Origin of the sequence: Prevotella marseillensis (assembly GCF_900625065.1) — a bacterium.
GTDB lineage: Bacteria > Bacteroidota > Bacteroidia > Bacteroidales > Bacteroidaceae > Prevotella > Prevotella rara.
In genome coordinates this window covers 3,285,258-3,306,115 of sequence record NZ_UYXY01000001.1, presented here as the reverse complement: position 1 = coordinate 3,306,115, position 20,858 = coordinate 3,285,258, and the positions used below count along the sequence as shown (strand labels likewise).

Sequence of the window (20,858 nt, the reverse complement as noted above, 5' to 3'; positions counted from 1 at the left end):
CGAGGTCAGAAGGCCTCGTTGATATGGAAGAGGAAGCCCGACTGTCCGCTCTTGCCGAAGCCGTAGTCGAGGCGTATGTTCACGTCTTTCTTGAACTCCCAGCGGTAGCCTATGCCGAAGTTGGGCAGCACGCGGTCGGCGCGTATGGCGCTGAACTTGCTGAACACCGTGCCCGCTCCGGCCCATACCACCATGCCGTTGCGCCCCCACAGATGCTGACGCAGCTCAACCTGCGCCTCTATCTTGTGCTTGTCGCGATAGCGTCCCTCATAATATCCGCGCATGGAATAAGAGCTGCCCAGCAGCGCCATCATGCCCCACGAGGGATTGCCGAAGTTGAGCGTACTGGTGATGTCGCCCGCGATGATGCCTCCCTTCCACACCCGTCCGTATGCGCTGGCATGAAGGTCGGTGGTGCTGAAGGCATAGTCGTTGCCGAGAAATGCCGGCCGGAAATACTGCGACAGGTTGACATAGAAGCCCTTGTGAGGGTTGGTTATGACGTCGCGCGAGTCGTAAACGAGCGAGACGCCCGCGCCAACGTTCCATGTGCGCCTGTCCATGCCGTTGAGCAGTTCGGGGCGCTCTACGTTGTTGGCATAGGCAAAGTCGTAGACCAGCACCGGACCTGCATACAGATTGTCGGCAAAGCGCCACAGCAGACTTATGTCGGCATTGACCTGGCAGCGGTTCATCTCCGACTTGTTGGCGTCGTTGTTGCCCATCTCGTAGCCGATGCCCCAGAAGTCGCTCTTGAACGAGTCGAACGACACGTCGTAGACCATACGGCAGCGGTCGTGCGGAAATATATGGTTGCCCCTCACACCAATCTTATAATAGTTTGCCGTGGTGATGTCGCCGTAAAGGGCCACGTTAGAGCGCGTAAGGAGCGAGTCGGTCATGTCGGTGCGATACAGTCCGGTGGCAACAAGTCCCAGTCCGAGCTTGGTGTCGGTGCTGTAGTGCGGTCCGCCTATTATGCTGAAGTCGAACTTCTTGTAAGGCTTCTCCTTGTTCGAGTCGGCAAAATAGTCGATGACGCGGTTAATCAGTCCCTTTTTCTTCTTTTTCTCCGTAGTGTCGGCAGGACATGTTCCGGCCTGTTCACACGTGTCGGCCACTATAGTTTCGGCCCTGTCTCCGGTATCCTGCGCCCCCGCGGCTGCGGTTCCGAGCGCCATGAGGGTTGTAAGCAGCAGAGTCTTCATCAGCTGTTGTCTTTATCAGTAAACAAGTTCAACATTGTCTATCCACAGAGTGTTTCCGGGCGATCCGATGTATGCACCGCCATGGCTCGACGAGAATTGCAGCATCAGATGCGTAGGCGCAGTGCCCTTGGCAGCCCATCCCGTCTCAACCACGGGCACGCTCTTGCCCTTGCTGTTGCGTGCATAGTCGGTCTTGCGCAGCCCCATGGTCCTTGCGTCATAGTTAGGATTGTTCCTTATGTCGCCGTAAAGTATCTGATATGTGGCGTTGTTCACCCATCCGTTGGTGCTTGTCCCGTATTTCACTACGAGCGTGCCCACTCTTTCGGCCGTGATGTTCCCTTTGCTGTCCTCATGCCTCTTCTGCAGATACAGCACGGTTATGGCGTAGTCCTTGCCTGCCACGGTAGAACTCTTGCTGAATCCGGTCTGCTTTATTCTGTTGGCCGTACCGGCCACCTTCACCCTATAGTCGTAGCGCAGCGCCTTGGGCCTGCCCGTAAAGTGTATACCGTTGTTCATGGCCTTTGGTCCGTCCTTGGTTCCGGTTATCGGCTCCTTCATGTCTCCCAGGAAGATAGAGCCTGCCGCCAGCACCTTGATGTTCATAAGGCCCATCACCTTGACGCTCTCGATGTGAGTGGTCAGCTTGGCGCAATATCCGCTGCCGTGCTTGTCGCGGTAGACCGAGTTGTTGGTCTTTACCACCCCCATGACCTTTGCCATCACGTTAGACGTGCCCCAAGGCGAACCTCCGCCGTTGACGTAAGGCTTGTTGCCGCTTATGGTGCGGCTTGGTCCTATCTCATACAGCGTCTTTGTCTGTCCCCCGATGATTGCAGATTCCTCTATCTTACGTATGGTCCAATTGTCCATATTGCCATAGCGAATGGGGACAACCTTCTCTGTGGCAGACGCCGGCAGGGTCAGCAGGATGACTAATGCCAGCATGAGGTTATTACATTTATGTTTCATAATGGTGGCAAATATATGAAAACTTTATTGTCTAAAAAAGTTTTTGAAGTGTTTTTGACTGTTAGAAGCTCCAAATGTGTGTATTATTTTGCAGTGAAAAACATTATTTAACTTTTAGTATACGATTATTCCACATCCGGCCCTATGACACAATACCCGGCCGCACAGGATTAAAAGCGAGCCGCGTATTACGGTGCATATCGTTTAACCAAAATCTGTCGATTGGGTTAAAAGTTAAAAATGAAAAACGTCTCCGAAAAAGCGGAAGCCTCTACGCTCAAGATAAAACCAAAATAAGACAGAACGATGAAGACGAATTTGGGCAGAAAAACATTCAATAACAAACTCATCGGGCATGCTGTTCAGGAGCTGCAAGACGGCTACCTGCTGACGCCGGAAACAGGGATATACAAAAAGTGGCTGAAAATCGTAACATTTTCAGCCACTTTTCATTAACAGAAGATTGTTTTATGATGAATATTCATCAATTCTTTAAGGAATTGCCGCCGATTTACTTTCAGACTGTTAGTGGGCCGTTTATGGTGCAAAAGTGGGCCACTTTTGCACCGTAAACGGCCCACTTTTCATGCGCAAGTCATAGGTTAATTTTGCCAGTACGGCATGGCTGCCGCAACATGGCGCAGCCACACACGCCAACGATTAGGCACGCAGCAGCAACGGCGCACCGTTCAACCGGCTGACAACATGCCTGCCGATGCCGCACAAAAAAGGCCGTCGGCGCTGCCTCCGGCAAATGTAGATGCCGGAAGACAATACGGACGGCCGTATAGCATGTATATCAGTCAGGCAGGAGCGGCATGCCCTGGCCTGACCTTATTATTGCTGATGCCATGCCCATGCCGCCGCAGCGGCCGTGTCATGGTCAGGCTTCTCTCTGCTTCGTACCCATTCGGGCCTCAACAACGTTGATAACGTAGTCGCCAAGCTTCTCGCACTCGCATATTATGTCCATATACATCGTGCCGATGGCGTAGGTGTACTCATGGCTGTTCACGTCGTTGATGTTCTGGCTCTTCAGCTGGTTGCGATAGTTGTTAATCTCGTTCTCTATGTTGAACGAGCGGTTAACGTCGAGCTTGTCCTTGCGTCCCGAGAGCATGATGTTCATCTGCGTCAGGCTGTCGTCGGTAAGTTCAAACATCTGGTGCAGGTGTTCATACTGGCTTTCGGTGAAGTCTTCCTTGCCCTTAAACTTTCTGCTGATGTTGCGGGCAATGTTGTAGCAGCTGTCGCCGATACTCTCAATCTCCGATATCTCCCTGAGCATGGCCCTTATCCTGGCCTTGGTCTCGTCGCTGAGGTGGGCGTCGCTCACGCTGTCGAGATATTTGGCAATCTCTATCTCCATGTTGTCGCTGATGCCCTCATACTTCTCTATTCTGGTAAAGAGCTTCGTGAAGGCCGTGTCGTTGGTGGTGTTGAGCAGCTCGCGCACAAATCCGAACATGCGCTGTATGCGCTCAGCAAAGAGAATAATCTCCTTCTGTGCCTCGAGCACCGACAGCTCCGGCGTCTCCATGATGCTGTTGCCGCCGATGTAGCGCAGGCGGAACTCCTCTTCCTCGTCGTTGGTGCGGGGCTTGATGAGCCAGCAGACAAGTTTCTCTATCTGCGGTATGAACCATATAAGTATAAAGGTGTTGCAGATGTTGAACGACGTATGGAACGCTGCCAGCACTACAGAAAGCTTTATTGGATTGAGGTCGTGCGACTGCGGGTCGTAGTTGACAAAGTTGCAGACAAGGTCGACAAACGGATAGAACACGCACAGCACCCACAGCACGCCGAACACGTTGAACACCAGATGGGCCAGCGCAGCCCTGCGCGCCTGTGTGTTGGCTCCGAGGGCGGCCAGGTTGGCCGTGGCGGTAGTACCGATGTTCTCGCCCATCACGAGCGCTATACCCAGATATATGGGCAGCACGCCGCTCGAGCAGAGCACCATGGTGATGGCCATCAGGGCGGCCGACGACTGCAGGATGCAGGTCAGCACGGTACCGATAAGAAGGAATACGATTATTGTTATGTAGCTGTTAGTGTCGAACGAACTGAAAAACTCTAACAGAGCCTGATTGTGGCCAAGGTCCATCTCCTTGCCCGTGTCGCTGAGAATTGCCAGCGAGAAGAACATGAAGGCTATGCCGAAGAGGAAGTCGCCTATGTAGCGGTGGCGCCGGGTGTAGATTAGCAGGATGCCGACAATAAAGGCAGGGAACACCACATCGGTGAAGTTGAACGAGAATCCGAGGCTCATGATCCATGCCGTAAGCGTAGTTCCAATGTTGGCTCCCATAATAATTGATATGGCCTGAGCCAATGTCAAGAGTCCGGCGTTGACAAACGATACTGTCATTACCGTCGTGGCCGACGACGACTGCACTGAGCAAGTTACGAACATACCGGTGAGCATTCCGGTAAACCTGTTTTTAGTCATCGTGCCGAGGATGTGGCGCAACTGTGAGCCTGCCATCTTCTGCAGAGCTTCGCTCATGCCTTTCATACCGTAGATAAGAAGGGCTAATGCTCCAATAATCTTAAAAAAAATCCAAATCGACATATTTTAATTTAATTTATCATGTCATGTTGCGATGTGATGCGAAAAACGGAGTATCTTTACGAGCGTAAATCGTTTAACCGCATGGATATGAAACAAACAATTCAAATACGTTGCAAAAATAATAAAAAAATTAAAAATTTTGCAATAGGAAGTACACTTTCTGATGTTTTTCGTGAATTTAATCTCGAAATGGATTACGGCCCCATCAGCGCAAAAGTAAACAACAAGGTGGAGGGACTCAATTACAGAGTGTATCACAGCAAGGATGTTGAATTTCTTGACATAAGGTCGGCCTCAGGCTCGCGAGCCTACACGCGCACACTGTTCTTCGTGCTGTGCAAGGCCGCGCATGACGTGTGGCCGGGAGCCGAGGTGGTGATAGACATACCCGTGTCTAACGGCTACTACTGCAACATCAACATAGGACGACCGCTCACCGAGGCCGACGCCGACGCGCTGCGCTCGCGAATGCAGCAGATTATCGACGACGCGCTGCCCATACGCCGCCACGAATGCACCACGGAAGAGGCCATCGGCATGTTCTCCGAGATGGGCATGGACTCTAAGGTTAAGCTGCTAAAGAGCGTAGGCTCGCTCTACACCACATACTACGAAATCGACGGATACAAGGACTACTATTACGGCACGCTGCTCACCAACACGCGCCAGCTGTATCTCTTCGGCCTCGAGAAGTATTACGACGGCATGCTGCTGCGCATACCTCTACGAGACGACCCGTCGCGCCTGGGCGACCTGATAAGGCAGGACAAGATGTTCGAGATATTCAAGGAGCACCACCGCTGGCAGAAGATTCTGGAAATGAGCACCGTGGGCGACTTTAACGACGCCGTAAAGAACGGCCACTCTACCGACCTTATCAACGTGTCGGAAGCCCTTCAGGAGAAGAAGATATCGCAGATTGCCGACATGATAGCAGCGCGCAAGGGCGTAAGAGTGGTGCTGATATCGGGCCCGTCGTCGAGCGGCAAGACAACGTTCTGCAAGCGTCTGTCCATACAGTTGCTAACGTGCGGCATCAAGCCTGTGCAGATTTCTTTGGACGACTATTTCGTCAACCGTGAGCTTACGCCTAAGGACGACAAGGGCGACTACGACTACGAGAGCCTCTACGCGCTCAACATACCGCTGCTCAACGAGCAGCTCAACGCGCTCTTTGCGGGCGAGGAGGTTGAGCTGCCGCGCTATAACTTCCAGTCGGGACGCAGCGAGAAGAGCGGACGCAGGCTGAAACTGCTGCCCGACAACGTGCTCGTAGTGGAAGGCATCCACGCACTCAACCCCGAACTCACGGCCAAAATACCAGAGGAACAGAAGTTCCGCGTGTATGCATCGGCACTGACAACCATACTGCTCGACACGCACAACTATATACCGACGACAGACAACCGACTGCTGCGCCGCATCATACGCGACTACAAATACCGCGGTGTGAGCGCCGCCGAGACCATACGCCGCTGGCCGAGCGTGCGTGCCGGCGAGAACAAGTGGATATTCCCCTATCAGGAGAATGCCGACGTGATGTTCAACTCTGCCCTGCTCTTCGAGCTTGCCGTCATAAAGAGCCAGGCCGAACCGCTGCTCGAGCTTGTGCCTGAGAACATGGAGGAGCACGCCGAGGCCTACCGCCTGCTGAAGTTCCTCAAGTATATCGCCCCGATACCCAACCGCCAGCTGCCTCCTACATCGCTGCTGCGCGAGTTCTTGGGCGGCAGTTCGTTCAAGTACTGATGCCGTTGCTTATAGCATTATTTCAATAAAAAACAATATAGCCGGATGTCTTTATACATATATTTAATAAAGACGTCCGGCTATTTCTTTGCATACGGCATATGCAATACTACGAGTTGATGGCTGAAGACGCATTGCAGCCACGCCGACATACAGTTCTCTCCATACTAACAGTGCCGGCTTTGTCATGACGGTGCGGCATACTGCATGCCCGGCTGTCAGTTATAAGCCAATCACCGTCTGCCGACAGCCTTGCAGACACAGCACGAGGGGGTCTGTCTTACCCATAATACTTTCTGCCTGAAACGTCATGCCTGCATCCAAACTGGGATGCCTATAACGCATCTGTCTTTAAAATCTTCCGTTTAATTCGCATTTATTACTGATTAAGCAACATAAAACAGGGGCTTTTTACTTCATATTGATACATATGAAGTGAAAACGGCAGAATATTTTAAAGAAAACAACAACATTTATTTAAATTTGCAAATGACAGACACTTTGTTACCTCGAAGTATCATATTATGTTTAATTTAAATTGTTATACTCATGAGAAAGACGTTACTTTTATTGGCTGTTGCACTTGCAACATTTGCTGAAAATGCATGGGCAGACAAAAGCTTTAAGACATTACCGGAGTTAACTTACGGAGTGGCGATTTCACCCAGCGGACAATATCTTGTAGGAGTGAATCCCTCATACATGGTTGACGGCTCTTATTCTGTCAGCTATCTGTATGACACCAACACAGGTGAGACACAGTGGCTTACCGAGTTTGACCAAAACGACTTCAGCAAGTCAGGAGAATTTAAGGCCGTAAACGACGCCGGCGTGATTTGCGGATCATCAAAGGACCCGGATCTTCTCATAACTTACTCTGACATGTTTGGCACTGAAACCAGACCAGCCAACTCTGCCGCGATATGGAAAGACGGCAAATGCACGCTTCTTTACTACGGCGACTTCGACACATCTAAGTTTGAATTCCTGGGTGACGGCTCACAGGCTACAGACATCTCGGCCGACTCAAAGACCGTCTGCGGATATATCAGCACAGGCAATGCCTCATCATTCTATCCGTGTATGTGGAAAGAGGGCAACGACGGCAAATGGACTCTCGAGTGGCTCGCATTACCAGAAGATGCCAAAGGTGGAAGACCTTACTTCATCTCTGACGACGGCACTACTATTGTAGGAACCATTACAGACGCTACAAACAACCAGCAAGTGGCACTATGGAAAGACGGAACATACACCATCGTGACAGACGAGCAGATAGGATGGGAGTCTTCAAGCTACGGCGGACAGGTGAAGATATTGTCAGTGAGCGCTAACGGCAAGTTCATCGTAGCCAAGAATCCGTCCAACATGGTATATCTCTACAACATTGAAGCCAATGAAGGACGCAAGATTCCTGCCTTCGATACAGCAGCAAACATAGAATATGCAGCCGTAGACAACGAGGGCAACGTGGTGGCTGCCTATAACTATGGCTCTATATTCTTCGGCGGAGACGTATATACACGCCCGTTCTGGTACTCATACAAGGAGGACCGCAACCTCGACTTCCCTTACTATATGCAGCTGTTTGCCAGCGGAGTTACTCCCGACTTCACATTTGAGTATGGCGAGAAGACACAGGCTGTGCCCATGGCAATATCTGCCGACGGCAACGTAATAGTAGGAAACATCGACATCTATGCTGCCGTAGGACAGAAGGCTAAGTGCTGGATTCTGAAATCAGAAAGATACGACGTGTCTATCCCTGTAACCCCGTCAGGACTCTCTGCCAAGTCGGAGGCTTTAGGACAGGTTACGCTGACATGGGCAAAGGACGAGACTAAATATGAAGACCTGACCCTGAAGTCATACAACATCTACCGCGACGGCAAAAAGGTTGCCAACGTTACAGCCGACAAGCCGATGACTCTGACCGAGAACAACGTTCCGGCAGGACACCCGGGCTATGCCGTTGAAGCAGTGTTCGAGACAGCAGAGGGCGGCGAGATGCTTTCGCCAAAGTCAAACATTCTGAAGGCTTCTGTGCCCGACACATACGACATGCCTCTGTTCGACGACTTCTCGTCAAACTCTCTTGAGACAAACTACTGGGAGTCTAAAGTTGAATACGGCGATCCTACTGACGCAATGTGGGGCGTCATGCAGGACTACGGACTGATAGGCAGCAGCATTTCTTACATGGTATTCTCACAGCAGCCTTATTCAGGAAGCCTCATATCACGCCCGCTCGACGCCACAAAGGCAGAATCAGTAAGCCTGTCGTTCTTCATGCAGATGACACCGCTGAACTCCGTAGACCAAGATCTCGAGAAAGACTCTATCAGCGTTGACATCTCTACCGACTTCGGAAAGACATGGAAGGAGATAAAGGCATGGTCGCTGAAAGACATCTATGCACAATACAGCTACAACGTAATTAACCTTGACATCTCTGCCGGAACAACAGGCAAAATCTTCCAGCTGCGTCTGCGCAAGCACGGACAGGGCGTTGCTCAATACATGATGTACGTAGACAACCTGAGGATTGAGGCCGGAGGCTCTGGCTCAAAGGCTCCTGCCGGACTTACAGGCACACTGGGCAAAGACGGCAAGTCGCTCTCACTGATGTGGCAGAACCTCTCAGGCGCTTACCAGCTCAACTACATCAACGATCCTTCTTTCATCAACAAATACACCATAGGCAACGAAGGCAAGGAACTTATTGCCGCCAACAAGTTTGAACCTGAAGACCTGGCTGCATACAAGGGCAAATATCTCTCAGGCGTGCAGACAACCATCAACTATTATAGCGGAATGGAAGACGTAAAGGGCATACATGCTTCAGTTGTAGTGTTTGAAGACGGCAAGATGGTACGCGAACAGGAAATAAAGGACATGACATACAACGAGGCTCTGACCGTTGCTCTCGACGAGCCGCTCCTCATCGACGGAACCAAAGAGCTGATGATAGGTGTTAAGATATTCGACTACGACGAGCAGCAGATACCTATATGCTACATTATAAGCGACAAGTTTGTTGCAGGCAAGAGCGACCTCTACTCTGAAGACAACGGCGCAAGCTGGCTGAAACTCTCTGAATTCTACAACGAGCAGGGCACACCTGAGCAGGGCTACTGCTGCTGGGACATCACCGGATGCATCACAGACAATCCTGAACTCACACCGGTTGCAGAGGGCGATCTGTTTGCATACAACATCTACCGCGACGGCGAGCAGCTCAACGAAGGAGTCATCGACAGACTGCAGACCCGCTTCACCGATCCCGAACCTACTGAGGACGCATGCTACCAGGTAGTTGGCTTCTTCTACGACGGAACGAAGTCGGAGGCTTCTGAGCAGTTCTGCCTCGACGACGTAACAGGCATTGAGCACAACATAGCCGACAACGTGACGATAACACGCAATGAAGGTGACAACTGCCTGACCATCAACGGCAAGTTTGACAATGCCACTCTCGTTGACATCAGCGGCGTATGCGTGTCACGCTCTGAAGGCAACCGCCTGTCGCTGAACGGAGTTAAGGCCGGCATCTACATCATCAGCATCAATGTTGACGGCAGAGTTTACACACAAAAGATGATTGTAAAGTAAAAGTCAGCAGCTAATCCTGCTGCATGATTATCACCCTAACCTATTTTCAGGCGGCTCTTTCCTCGCGAAAGGGCCGCCTTCTTTATCCCCTTGCCGGTAGTCATGCCGTGCCTGCAACGCACATCACGGCGGCACACGGCATCCCACTACTCCCGCCCATTGCCGCCACACAGCCGCCGCCAGCAGAAAGTTCTTCACCGCGTGCCACTGCGGCAACGGCCGAATACACATTGAGCCGCATTGAAGCCAAACGCTTACACATTGATTTATGCTGACGCTCTCATACTGCGATATTTGAAAATTAAAATCTCCCGGCCGCAAAAACGGGCAGTTTTCGCGTGCAATCGTAACAGTCTAAGCATCAGAGTGTTATACTCATAAAGAGCATAATGTGCAACATTTTTTGTCCCAATTAGGACAAAAAAGCCATTATTTCAATAAAAAAACAGGCCCGTTTACGGTGCAAAAACCGCCTGTTTTTCATCCAAAAGTGGCCGAGTAATTTTTCAAAAGCATACCTTTTGCATGATAATGTAAATATTGTTTACCGCCGCCATGCCTCCGCTGCCCTCACGAATTCTATTTCGTCTGAAAATTCTGACAAAACTCTGATGACACATTGCCATGCCTGACGGCTGTAAAAACGACAAAAAGAAATGTCTCCACAACACGATGCACAATCCTTTGTGTGTGCCGTGTTGCAGAGACAACATTACCCAATAAAAACAATCTTAAAACCCAAAATCGGTCAGCAGACCGCATATTATGTTCGTCAGCCAAACTAATACCTTCGTCTGTCATTGTGCTTTCTGTCGGCATCTTGCCGTTAGCCTTATCCTTACACAGGCAGCCACGACGGCGTAAAAGATGACGGCTGTAAGCTCAATATAAGACATGGATGCGGCTGAAACATGAAGAAATCATTAAATAAAAAGCCCGCACCTGCCACACGGCAACAAGAACGATAGGAACAAATTGCCATAAGGCTTTCCGTAACGAAACGGCACGACTGCCAGAACCGCACGAAACTGCCGGCATGGGCCTTGGCGCTGTCAGTCTCAGCGCTTTATAAAACTTTTGATGTTGTCAGGTATTACGGGCATGGCGCCGCTCTGTGTGCACACATAGGCTGACACCTTTACCGCAAGGGCATGGGCATCCCTGACGTCCATGCCGCTCAATATGGCGGCACAGAACGTGCCCGTGAACGAGTCGCCAGCGCCTACAGTGTCTGCCACCTCTACTATCGGGGTCTCCTGGAAGGACACGCTGCCGGGTGTGAACACGTAGCTGCCGTTGACGCCGCATGTCAGCACAAGCATGTCAAGGTTGTACTTACCAAGTATCAGCCAGCACTTGTTGCTCATGTCAAGGCCCGGATAGCCGAACAGGCGGCCTATCACAACGAGCTCCTCGTCGTTTATCTTAAGCACGTTGCAGCGCTTCACCGACTCGCTTATCACTTCCTTCGTGTAGAAGTTCTGGCGCAGGTTGATGTCGAATATCTTCAGGACGCCCTTGTCAGAGGGCATCGCGTCGAGGAACTTGCCGATAGTATCGCGCGAAACAACGTTGCGCTGGGCCAGAGAGCCCCAGCACACTGCACGGCAGTCGCGGGCAAGGGCCTCAAGCTCCGGGGTGAAGGGGATGTTGTCCCAGGCCACGTTCTCGCGGATGTCATACGTCGGGATGCCGTCGTCGTCGAGCGTAACCTGAACAGTGCCCGTGGGATAAGGTACGCGAGGCATCATGTATTTAAGACCTTTGTCGTCAAGGGCGGCGAGGGTCTCGTCGCCTAGGCGGTCGTCGCCCACGGCGCTTACTGCCACGGAGTCGAAGCCGAACTGGCCGGCATGGTAGGCGAAGTTGGCAGGAGCTCCGCCCAGCTTCTTGCCGTCGGGAAGAACGTCCCAAAGGGCTTCGCCAAGACCTACTATTATATCTTTCATATCGTTATGCTTGTTTGTTTGAAGTTTGTCAATGTTTTACCTTGTTTATATAATAAAGGAGATAGACCACGCCGACTGACATCACGCCTACGGCTCCAGCCTGGCCTGCAGCGTCGGAGGCGAAGCCCATCAGAAGGGGGAACACAGTGCCGCCGAAAAGGCCCATGATCATCAGGCCCGAAACCTCGTTCTGACGATCGGGTACTGAGAGAAGCGCCTGAGAGAACACTATCGAGAAGATGTTCGAGTTGCCGTAGCCTACAAGCGCTATCGCCGTGTAGAGCACGGCCTTCGACGTGCCGAAGAACATGCCGCACATGCTCAAAGCCATCATAACAACGCTTATGGCGAAGAACACGCGGTTGTTCATCACGCGGAGGAAGAACGAGCCAGTCAGACAGCCTGCCGTACGGAAGATGAAGTAGAGGCTCGTGGCGAAGGCGGCGTCGTTAAGGCTCATACCCAGACGCTCTATCAGGAGCTTGGGCGCTGTGGTGTTGGTGCCGACGTCGATGCCAACATGGCACATGATGCCAAGGAAAGACAGAAGGACGATGGGCTTGCCGAGAAGGCGGAGGCAGTCGCCGAAGCCCGAAACTTTGCCTGCCGGAGCTTCTTCCTTAATGGGGGTTACCAGCAGAAGGAGCGTGGCAAGCACGCCTGCAACGAAGTATACCAGGAACAGAACGCGCCAGCCCATGCCGAAAGAAGGAAGCACGCCCGTGGCGCCCCACATGGCTATGTAGGGGGCGAGGAAAGAGGCGATGGCTTTGATGAACTGACCGAAAGTAAGGGTGCTGGCAAGGTTGTCGCCGCGGATTACGGTCGAGATCAGCGGGTTGAGCGATGTCTGCATCAGGGTGTTGCCTATGCCGAGCAATGAGAACGACAGAAGCATTATGGCGAAGCTCTCGCCGAAGAGCGGAAGAACGAGCGAAACGGCTGTCACGGCAAGAGACAGAAGCACCGTGTTCTTGCGCCCGATGCGGTTCATAAGCATGCCTGTGGGCACTGAGAAGATAAGGAACCAGAAGAACACCAGCGAGGGGAACACGTTGGCGACGGAGTCGCTCAACCCAAGGTCTGACTTCACGTAGTTGGAGGCTATGCCGACAAGGTCGACAAAACCCATGGCGAAGAAGCAGAACATCACTGGGATGAGATATATGGTCTTGGTTGGTTTCATAAGTTATTTGTTTAAAGGATATACAACGAGCGAGGCCGACTTCTTCTTGCCGTCGCACTTAACTGATATGCTGTTGTATGGCTCTGACGGGAACACGAGGTTGGTCATAACCGAGCGTCCGCCGTTGGCAAAGGCCTCAACGCTGCAGTTGTCTACATAAAGGCGCAGTTCGTTGAGCTTAGATCCTACAACGGGAGCCACAGACACGGCAGGGAACTGGTCGCTGAACGAAACGTTTCCGCTCTTGCGGCGGTCGAAGCTCAGTGTGCCTTTGGCTGCATCATACATCATGCTTACGTTCTCGCCCTTTGTGTTAGAGAGCACAAGCTCAACGTTGCCGGCATTGTCATTGCCCAGAGTGAGCACCACCTCATAGGTGCCGCGCGGCTTGCTGAACATCTTGCTTATGGTCTTCGAGCCTGAAATATTCTTCTTCACAGCAGCCTTTCCTCTCATTTTCTCGTTCTCTACAGAAGGCTTCGAGGCCAGATATTCTGTCGTTCCGTCTGTATAGAGATACAGGTCGCGCGCAATGGTGTTGGCACTTCTATACTGCTGTGTGGGCGCCTGGTTGGCATACTGCCAGTTGCTCATCCAGCCTATCATTATGCGGCGTCCGTCGGGAGCGTTGTCAAAAGTTACTCCGGCATAGTTGTCCTTGCCATAGTCGGCCCATTTTGTAACCTCGGGCTTTGTGTCACAGGTAAACTTATGGCCGTCGAATGTTCCGGTGAAATACTGTGTGGCGCTGCCGCCTGCAGGTCCGCCGGGGTTTATGTTGCACACAAGCACCCACTTGCTGTAGTTCTTGCCTTCAACAGGCAGTTCAAAGAGGTCGGGGCACTCCCACACGCCCTCATGGCATCCGTAGCCCTTGCCGAAGCTGCTCTCATAGGTCCAGTCTTTCAGGTTGGCCGAAGAGTATATGCGCATCTCCTGCCCTGCTGCCAGAATCAGAATCCAGCGACCGCTCTTTTCGTGACGGAACACGTGCGGATCGCGGAAGTCTGGCACGTCGGCAGTCAGAATTGGGTTGCCGTCATATTTGGTAAATGTCTTTCCGTTGTCAGTGCTGTAGGCCATGCTCTGCGTCTGGTTCTCACCTGCCGTGGTGTAGAATGCCACTACGGCTCCGGCACCAAACCCGGCGGTATTGTCCTTGTCAACCACACAGCTGCCGCTGAAGATTGTGCCAAGGCCGTCGGGTTCAATGGCCAAGCCTTCGTCGGTCCAGTTTACGAGGTCACGGCTTGAGGAGTGTCCCCAGGTCATGTTCTCCCATTGTGAACCGTACGGATTGTATTGATAATAAAGATTGTATACGCCGTCTTTATAGAACATTCCGTTAGGGTCGTTCATCCAGCCGTATGCAGGCGTGTGATGATATGCAGGACGGAACTTCTCGCGGTTAGCAGTGTCAAAGGTGTCGGCATAAGAAATGTTTTTCCAGCAGGCATAATCCTTCATTGCCGTAGGCTTGCCGTCAACTCCGTTTACATGGAAGTCGAACAACACCTTCTTGCCGTCAAGCTTCGAGATGTCCAGCGGAACGTAATAGTCTATATTGTCTGTGGCAAGCTTTACGTTCAATGTCTTTACAACGTTATTGTCAACAATCACTTTGACATTGGTTATTTCTGATGACTCCTGCACAGGCAGCAGCACGTAGCGGCTATTGCCCTCAGCGCGCATAATACAATGCGACTTGCTCAGGAAAGACACATTACAATTCTGTGCAGCCACCTGAAAAGAGGCTGTTCCAAGAAGTAATGCTACAAGTATGTTTCTTATTTTCATGATTATATTCTTTATATATCCTAAAAATTTTTCTCTATTCAAGACGGACGGTTAATATTTTGCAAGTTCTGATCAGAGCTGTTATTTGTTCAAAATACGTTTCAGCACTTAACAAGGCACACTCTTCTGTTATGCTGTATCCTTTATGAATCTGCAATGTCGGCAGCATTTCTGCATGCTGCACCTACACGACCGCCGTCATTATAATTTTACCAATGTATACAATATTGGCAATATCCTTTTAAAAACAATCTTATTACCTTTAAAAGATACATCCGCACGAAATCTTATGCAAAATACACCGCACATCCGCCGGATGTATCTTCATCAACTTAAAATACCTATCATCTTCTATTCCATGAATGCAACCGGCAATTATCCTTTAATCATAATTCTGATTCTGGGTGTATAATCCAGGTATGTAGAACAACTGATTATAAGGTATCGGGAAGAACTCGTTCTTGCCTGCCGTAAAGTGAGCATCGCGGTAATACTGTCCGTAATGCTGTTCCCTGGCACTTGTAACATTGCCGTTTTCATCGTATGATACGGGCGCGCCTTCCATCACGTTGCCGTTGTGGTCGAAGAAGCTGTATGTAGAGTTCTGCTCGCTTGCGAAGTAAGCGTTAAGTGTCTGAGAAGCAACACCCCAACGGCGCAGGTCGAAGAAGCGTCCGTTCTCCATAGCCATCTCAAGACGGCGCTCCCAGCGCAGGCACTTGCGTGCGTTCTCCTTGTTGTCGAAATACGGAGAAACAGGATATTCTGCTATCTGGCACTGGTCGGCAGCATATTCAATGTGCTTGTTCACAGAGTTGGCAGCACGGCGTCTGATATCGTTGATGATGACGCGGGCCTCAGACAGACGGCCAAGTTCGATAAGTGCTTCAGCACGCATAAGCATGACATCTGTATAACGTATTACATAATCGTTTGTTGCAAAAGCCTGCCATGAATCATTGAATGTTTCACCCTTAGAACGCTGCGGAACTTCCTTAAGCGATGTATAATAGCCATAGTCGGTAGCGTCGCGAGAGTTAGCCATAGTCTGCGTATATTCCTTCTCGTATTTGTATGGGAAAGATGGCATTCCTACAGTATGGAACAATCTCGGATCCCACTTCTGTGCAGTAGGCTGTCCGTTGATAGGATAGTCAACACTGTCGTTGTAATTGTCAAACATTGGCAGACCGTCCTTTGTCTTGAAGGCATTTACGAGGTTCTGAGAAGGCTTGTGGAAATCCCATCCGCAAGACCACATACCCCAGCAGCCGTTAAGCATCACCGACCAGTTGGCACGGCCGTAAGTAGTATGGTCATCCTCATAGTCAGAACACTGTACTGCAAACACAGACTCTTTACTGTTCTTATATTCGGGAAGGAAAATGTCGCCATAATCCTCGAGATAACCGTAATCAGAGTTGACAACTTCGTCGGTGTATATCACAACGCTGTCCATATAGTTTGTGTTGATGTGGTCAACACCTGTACCTGCTTCATATCCGTTACCCCATGCGAGGTTAAGATAGCATTTTGCAAGGTATGCAGCGGCTGCCACCTTGTTGGCACGGCCGTCCTGTCCCGGCTCTTTTACCGGCAAAACATCGTAAGCAACCTTAAAGTCGCTGATAATCTTGCCGAAGAGTTCTTCATAAGTGTACTGGTCATTTCTTACAGACTCCTGTGTTCCGTCGTCTTCTACCCTCTCATCAATCCAAGGTATTTTACGGAATACGGTGAGCAGCTTATAGTAGAAATGTCCACGGAGGAATTTAACCTCAGCCACACGCTGGCGTGTAGTCTCAGCTCCGAGCTTGCTCTCGCCGTTACGTTCAAGTGACAGCAATGCACGGTTGCAGCGAGACACGGCACAATAAAGACGATACCACAGCTCATCCATCTCACCCGGAGTGGTAGAAGTCAGTGTTGTCCATATATCCATGGCATGATATCCTGTATCATTAGGTCCGCTTCCGCCCTTAAGACAGTCGTCAGACGTTATGTCTCCATAAGGAAAGAGATTAAACGGATATGAGAACCAGCAGTCGCCGAGCATGGCGTAAGCAGAGGTAACCATTCCTTCAGGATCAGAAAAGGCCTTATCCTCGTCTACCACAGCAGTAGGAGTATAGTCAAGAAAATCGTCACAGCTTGTCAGCGTAAGGCCCAGGACGCATGCTGCTAATATGCTATATATCTTTTTCATTTTGATAAATCGTTAAAATGTTAGAAACTTAATTGTAATCCGAATGAGAGTGATGTTGACAACGGATAGTTCCAGTCCGGGTTCTCCGGATCAGGACATGTAAGGCTTGAACTCTTTATTGTAAGCAGGTTCTGGCCTGAAAGATAAACGCGTGCACTTGTCATCTTAAGCTTTGAAATAAGACTTGAAGGGAATGTGTATCCCACCTGCAGCGTACGCAGTTTCAGATAAGATCCGTTCTCAACGAAATAGCTTGATGCGCGGCCTTCGTCGGCTGTATTGGTCGTTGACAGCCTCGGGATGGTTGAGCCGGTATTGTTGGTGTTCCATGCGTTGAGCAGTCGGTTACCCTTGTTAGATCCTGCGTCAGTAACAGCCCAGAAGTCTGTCTGGAATTTCTGGTTGTTATAAACATCCTTGTCGTAAACGCCCTGCCAGAACATGCTCAGGTCGAAACCTTTATATGTAAGGCCTATGTTGATGCCATAAGAGAACTTAGGAACGGGATTGTAGATCCAATCCTGGTCATCAGAGTTGATAACACCATTCTTGTCGAGGTCGGCGTATTTCAGTCCGCCCACACGCGCATTGGCCTGACCGGATGCATTAACTTCCTCTTGTGTCTGATAAAGTCCCTCAACAACGTATCCTACTATTGAACCATAAGGCTGTCCTGACTCTACGAGATTCTCCTTAGACGTATGAGCATAAGATCCTGTTGCTGTTTCGGGCAGTGATGTAACCTTGTTGCGGAAAAAGTCGGCGTTGGCGTTGATGTCGAGTCCAAGTCCGCATGGCAGTGTCTTGCGGTATCCGAGCATAAACTCCATACCCCAGTTGCGCAGCGAAGGACCATTCATCCATGTTGCACCACCCTCGCCCTTTGTACCGATATATGCCGGATTGATAAGCATGTCGTCAACATCCTTGATATACCAGTCGATAGAACCATAGAGCATGTTGTGGAACAGCGTAAAGTCTGTACCTATATTATATTGTGTGGCCGACTCCCACTTCAGGTTTGCATTAGGCAGCTGTGTGGCACGGTATCCAGAAGGGAATGTGCCCGAGCCCTGAAGGAAAAGGTCATAGGCTGTAGAGGTTATACGGTCTAATCCATAATCAGCGACATACAGTCCGAATTGTGCGTTGTTGTCTATAGCCTGGTTACCGGTCTTACCCCATGACAAACGTATTTTCCAGTCGTCTAACCAGTCTTTCTCAAGCAGTTTGGATACACGGAAGCCTAATGTGGCTGCGGGGAATGTACCCCAGCGGTTGCCCTTGCCGAAACGTGAAGAACCGTCGCGGCGCATCGTGAACGAAGCCAAGATAAGATCATCATAATTATAGTCAACCTTACCGAAGAAAGAAGCGAGCCTGTATCCTACCATTGCGCCGGCAACGCGGGCTGTGCCTGTTGCAGCGTTAGGCCACATATAGTCAGGATCTTCGAGTGCATAGCCTTCATTGTAGCCTGACCAGTCGATAGAGTTCTGCTTTGACAACTCTACACCAAGCAGAACAGAGAAATCATGCTTGTCGGCAAGCGTAAAGTTGTAAGTGGCTGTGTTAGACCATGTCCAGTTCATATCATTCTTGTTAGAGAGCGTTGTGCTTGCAACGTTGTTGTTGACGATATCTGAATGGAATGTATGATTCATCGACTGTATAAAAGATGTATAGAAGTCGATACCGAAACTTGAACGGAGCACAAGGCCTTCAATCGGCTTCAGCTCTACGTATGCATTACCGAACAGACGCCAGTAGTCAAGATGGTTATCACGGTTCTGATACATCTCGCGGAGCGGGTTCTGACGGTCGGACATGCTTCCTACAGGACCACCGAATGTTGTTCCGTCAGTCTCATATACCGGCACGATAGGAGCCATTTTCAAGGCATTCTCCATTGGCGCACAGTCAACTTGTCTCGACCATGTTATGGTGAAGTTTTCGCCTACTGTCAGATTCTTGTTAATGTTGTAAGAAGAATTCATTCTGGCAGAAATATTCTCAAACGAAGTATACTTCAATATACCCTCGTTCTTTTTGTATCCTAAAGAGAATAATGCCGAATATTTGTCTGTTGCGTTAGATATAGACAGGTCGTAGTTCTGAGAGAAGCCTGTACGCGAAATCTCGTCAAGCCAGTCTGTATCTGAATATTTCATTGTTTTTGCGCTGTTGATAAATCCGTCATAACGGCCGTTTACAGTATAATTCTCATACTGTTCTGTTGCCGGATTCCATACCGTGATAGGGGTTCCGTTGGCGGCGTTGAGATTAAGTCCGTAGTTGGCTGCATATGTAACAGGGTCTATTCCGTCGTTCAGGGCTGCCTGAGCCATTGCAGTGGCATATTCGGCAGAGTTACACAGGTTCATCAATGACTGTGATGTGTAGAACGAAGCCGTAAGATTTGCAGAGAAGTCAACCTTCATCTTGCCGCCTTTCTTACCCTGCTTTGTCGTGATAATGATGACGCCGTTAGACGCGCGCGAACCATAGATAGAAGCCGAAGCCGCATCCTTAAGCACCTGCATGCTCTCAATGTCGTTAGTGTTAAGAGAGTTGAGAGACATTGTTGTTGGCACACCGTCGATTACGAAAAGCGGGTCTTGTGAAGAGTTGAACGAACCGATACCACGTATTCTTACTGTTCCTGTTCCTATTGGCGAACCGTTGCCTGTAACAGTCATACCCGGAACACGGCCCTGCAATGCACGCATCGGGTCGGCATCCGGACTTGTCTTCAGGTCGTCTGTCGAAACTACAGACACAGATCCTGTAAGGTCGGCTTTACGCTGAGTGGTATAACCTGTTACAACAAGTTCGTCCATAATGTTGCCGGCTTCCTCGAGCTTTACAACCATGTTCTGACGCGCCGGAAGCGTCACTGTGTTGTAACCTACATAAGAAATTCTGATCTTGGCGCCTTCCTTCACCTTTAATTTAAAGTTTCCGTCTATGTCGGTTACAGCACCGTTTGTCGTACCTTCTTCAAGCACACTGGCTCCAATAACCGTCTCACCTTGATCGTCTTTCACCGTACCGCTGACTTCCATCGTTGTCTGAGCCGTGGCATACAAGCCGAAACTCATTAAGACGAAGAACAGCACAATACGCTTTACGCTTGATAGCATTAGTTTAATGTTCTTCATATTTTTACTGCGTTTTTATGGTTTAATAAATTGTTTATCGTGACTTTTGTCGCTAGCAAAATTATTTAGATTATGAAATTTCTGTTAACAATTTTATACCAATGAATTAAAAATTTCGTTCATGTAACAAAATTTACACACTTTGTACGATTTCTGTGGTCTGTTTTGCCCGTTTCATGGCCAATAAAGCCTAAAAGGGCTACACACTTATTAACATTTTCTTTATATTCCTTGATGCGGCAACAGAGATATGCCGTGGCTGGACACGGCGGCAGGGCAGGAATGAACAGACAGGACGAACAATAATGCAGACGAATCCCGAAGATAAATATTAGGTTAAGAAGTTTTGTTTTGTCTGGTTGGCACCGGGAATGAAAAGAGAGAGTGTGTCAAAACTAAAATGGGCACTCTACAAAGTTACAGATTATAACCATAGC

At 50.0% G+C, this 20,858-nt stretch carries 11 protein-coding genes; 3 read left to right on the top strand and 8 right to left on the bottom strand.

Translation table 11 applies throughout. The features are described from left to right. Positions 1 to 5: 5 nt before the first annotated feature. Both EJL04_RS13100 and EJL04_RS13095 read right to left on the bottom strand, forming a co-directional pair. Positions 6 to 1,208, bottom strand: coding sequence for a BamA/TamA family outer membrane protein (locus tag EJL04_RS13100; RefSeq protein ID WP_125105218.1), 1,203 nt, complete (start codon positions 1,206 to 1,208; stop codon positions 6 to 8). Between the two features lie 15 nt (positions 1,209 to 1,223). Beyond that, positions 1,224 to 2,183: a PCMD domain-containing protein gene (locus EJL04_RS13095; RefSeq protein WP_125105217.1), complete on the bottom strand. Its 960-nt coding sequence runs from the start codon at positions 2,181 to 2,183 to the stop codon at positions 1,224 to 1,226. Between the two features lie 306 nt (positions 2,184 to 2,489). On the opposite strand from EJL04_RS13095, the gene EJL04_RS16425 reads away from it, so the two are divergent. Beyond that, a complete protein-coding gene (locus EJL04_RS16425; protein WP_164511775.1) occupies positions 2,490 to 2,639 on the top strand; it encodes a hypothetical protein in 150 nt (49 codons plus the stop codon). Between the two features lie 427 nt (positions 2,640 to 3,066). Here the strand turns inward: EJL04_RS16425 and EJL04_RS13090 are convergent, their stop codons facing one another. Then, positions 3,067 to 4,761, bottom strand: a complete 1,695-nt coding sequence (locus tag EJL04_RS13090) for a Na/Pi cotransporter family protein (RefSeq protein WP_053398943.1) — start codon at positions 4,759 to 4,761, stop codon at positions 3,067 to 3,069. 87 nt (positions 4,762 to 4,848) lie between these two features. On the opposite strand from EJL04_RS13090, the gene EJL04_RS13085 reads away from it, so the two are divergent. Continuing rightward, positions 4,849 to 6,510 carry a nucleoside kinase gene (locus EJL04_RS13085; protein ID WP_125105216.1) on the top strand — a complete coding sequence of 554 codons (1,662 nt, stop codon included), beginning with the start codon at positions 4,849 to 4,851 and terminating at the stop codon, positions 6,508 to 6,510. Between the two features lie 549 nt (positions 6,511 to 7,059). Continuing rightward, positions 7,060 to 10,122, top strand: a complete 3,063-nt coding sequence (locus EJL04_RS13080; RefSeq protein ID WP_125105215.1) for a T9SS type A sorting domain-containing protein — start codon at positions 7,060 to 7,062, stop codon at positions 10,120 to 10,122. Positions 10,123 to 11,180: 1,058 nt separating this feature from the next. On the opposite strand, the gene EJL04_RS13075 is transcribed toward EJL04_RS13080, so the two are convergent. From EJL04_RS13075 to EJL04_RS13055, 5 genes are all read right to left on the bottom strand, one after another. Beyond that, positions 11,181 to 12,071: a carbohydrate kinase family protein gene (locus EJL04_RS13075; RefSeq protein WP_125105214.1), complete on the bottom strand. Its 891-nt coding sequence runs from the start codon at positions 12,069 to 12,071 to the stop codon at positions 11,181 to 11,183. Positions 12,072 to 12,099: 28 nt separating this feature from the next. After that, entirely contained in the window at positions 12,100 to 13,257 is a 1,158-nt protein-coding gene (locus tag EJL04_RS13070; protein WP_125105213.1) for an MFS transporter, read from the bottom strand. A gap of 3 nt (positions 13,258 to 13,260) precedes the next feature. Beyond that, the gene (locus EJL04_RS13065) at positions 13,261 to 15,054 is read right to left on the bottom strand and encodes a glycoside hydrolase family 32 protein (protein ID WP_125105212.1); all 1,794 of its coding nucleotides are present in this window, start codon (positions 15,052 to 15,054) and stop codon (positions 13,261 to 13,263) included. Positions 15,055 to 15,436: 382 nt separating this feature from the next. Next, positions 15,437 to 17,260 carry a RagB/SusD family nutrient uptake outer membrane protein gene (locus EJL04_RS13060; protein WP_021854449.1) on the bottom strand — a complete coding sequence of 608 codons (1,824 nt, stop codon included), beginning with the start codon at positions 17,258 to 17,260 and terminating at the stop codon, positions 15,437 to 15,439. Between the two features lie 20 nt (positions 17,261 to 17,280). Further along, positions 17,281 to 20,325, bottom strand: coding sequence for a SusC/RagA family TonB-linked outer membrane protein (locus tag EJL04_RS13055; protein ID WP_394330564.1), 3,045 nt, complete (start codon positions 20,323 to 20,325; stop codon positions 17,281 to 17,283). Between the last annotated feature and the right edge of the window lie 533 nt (positions 20,326 to 20,858).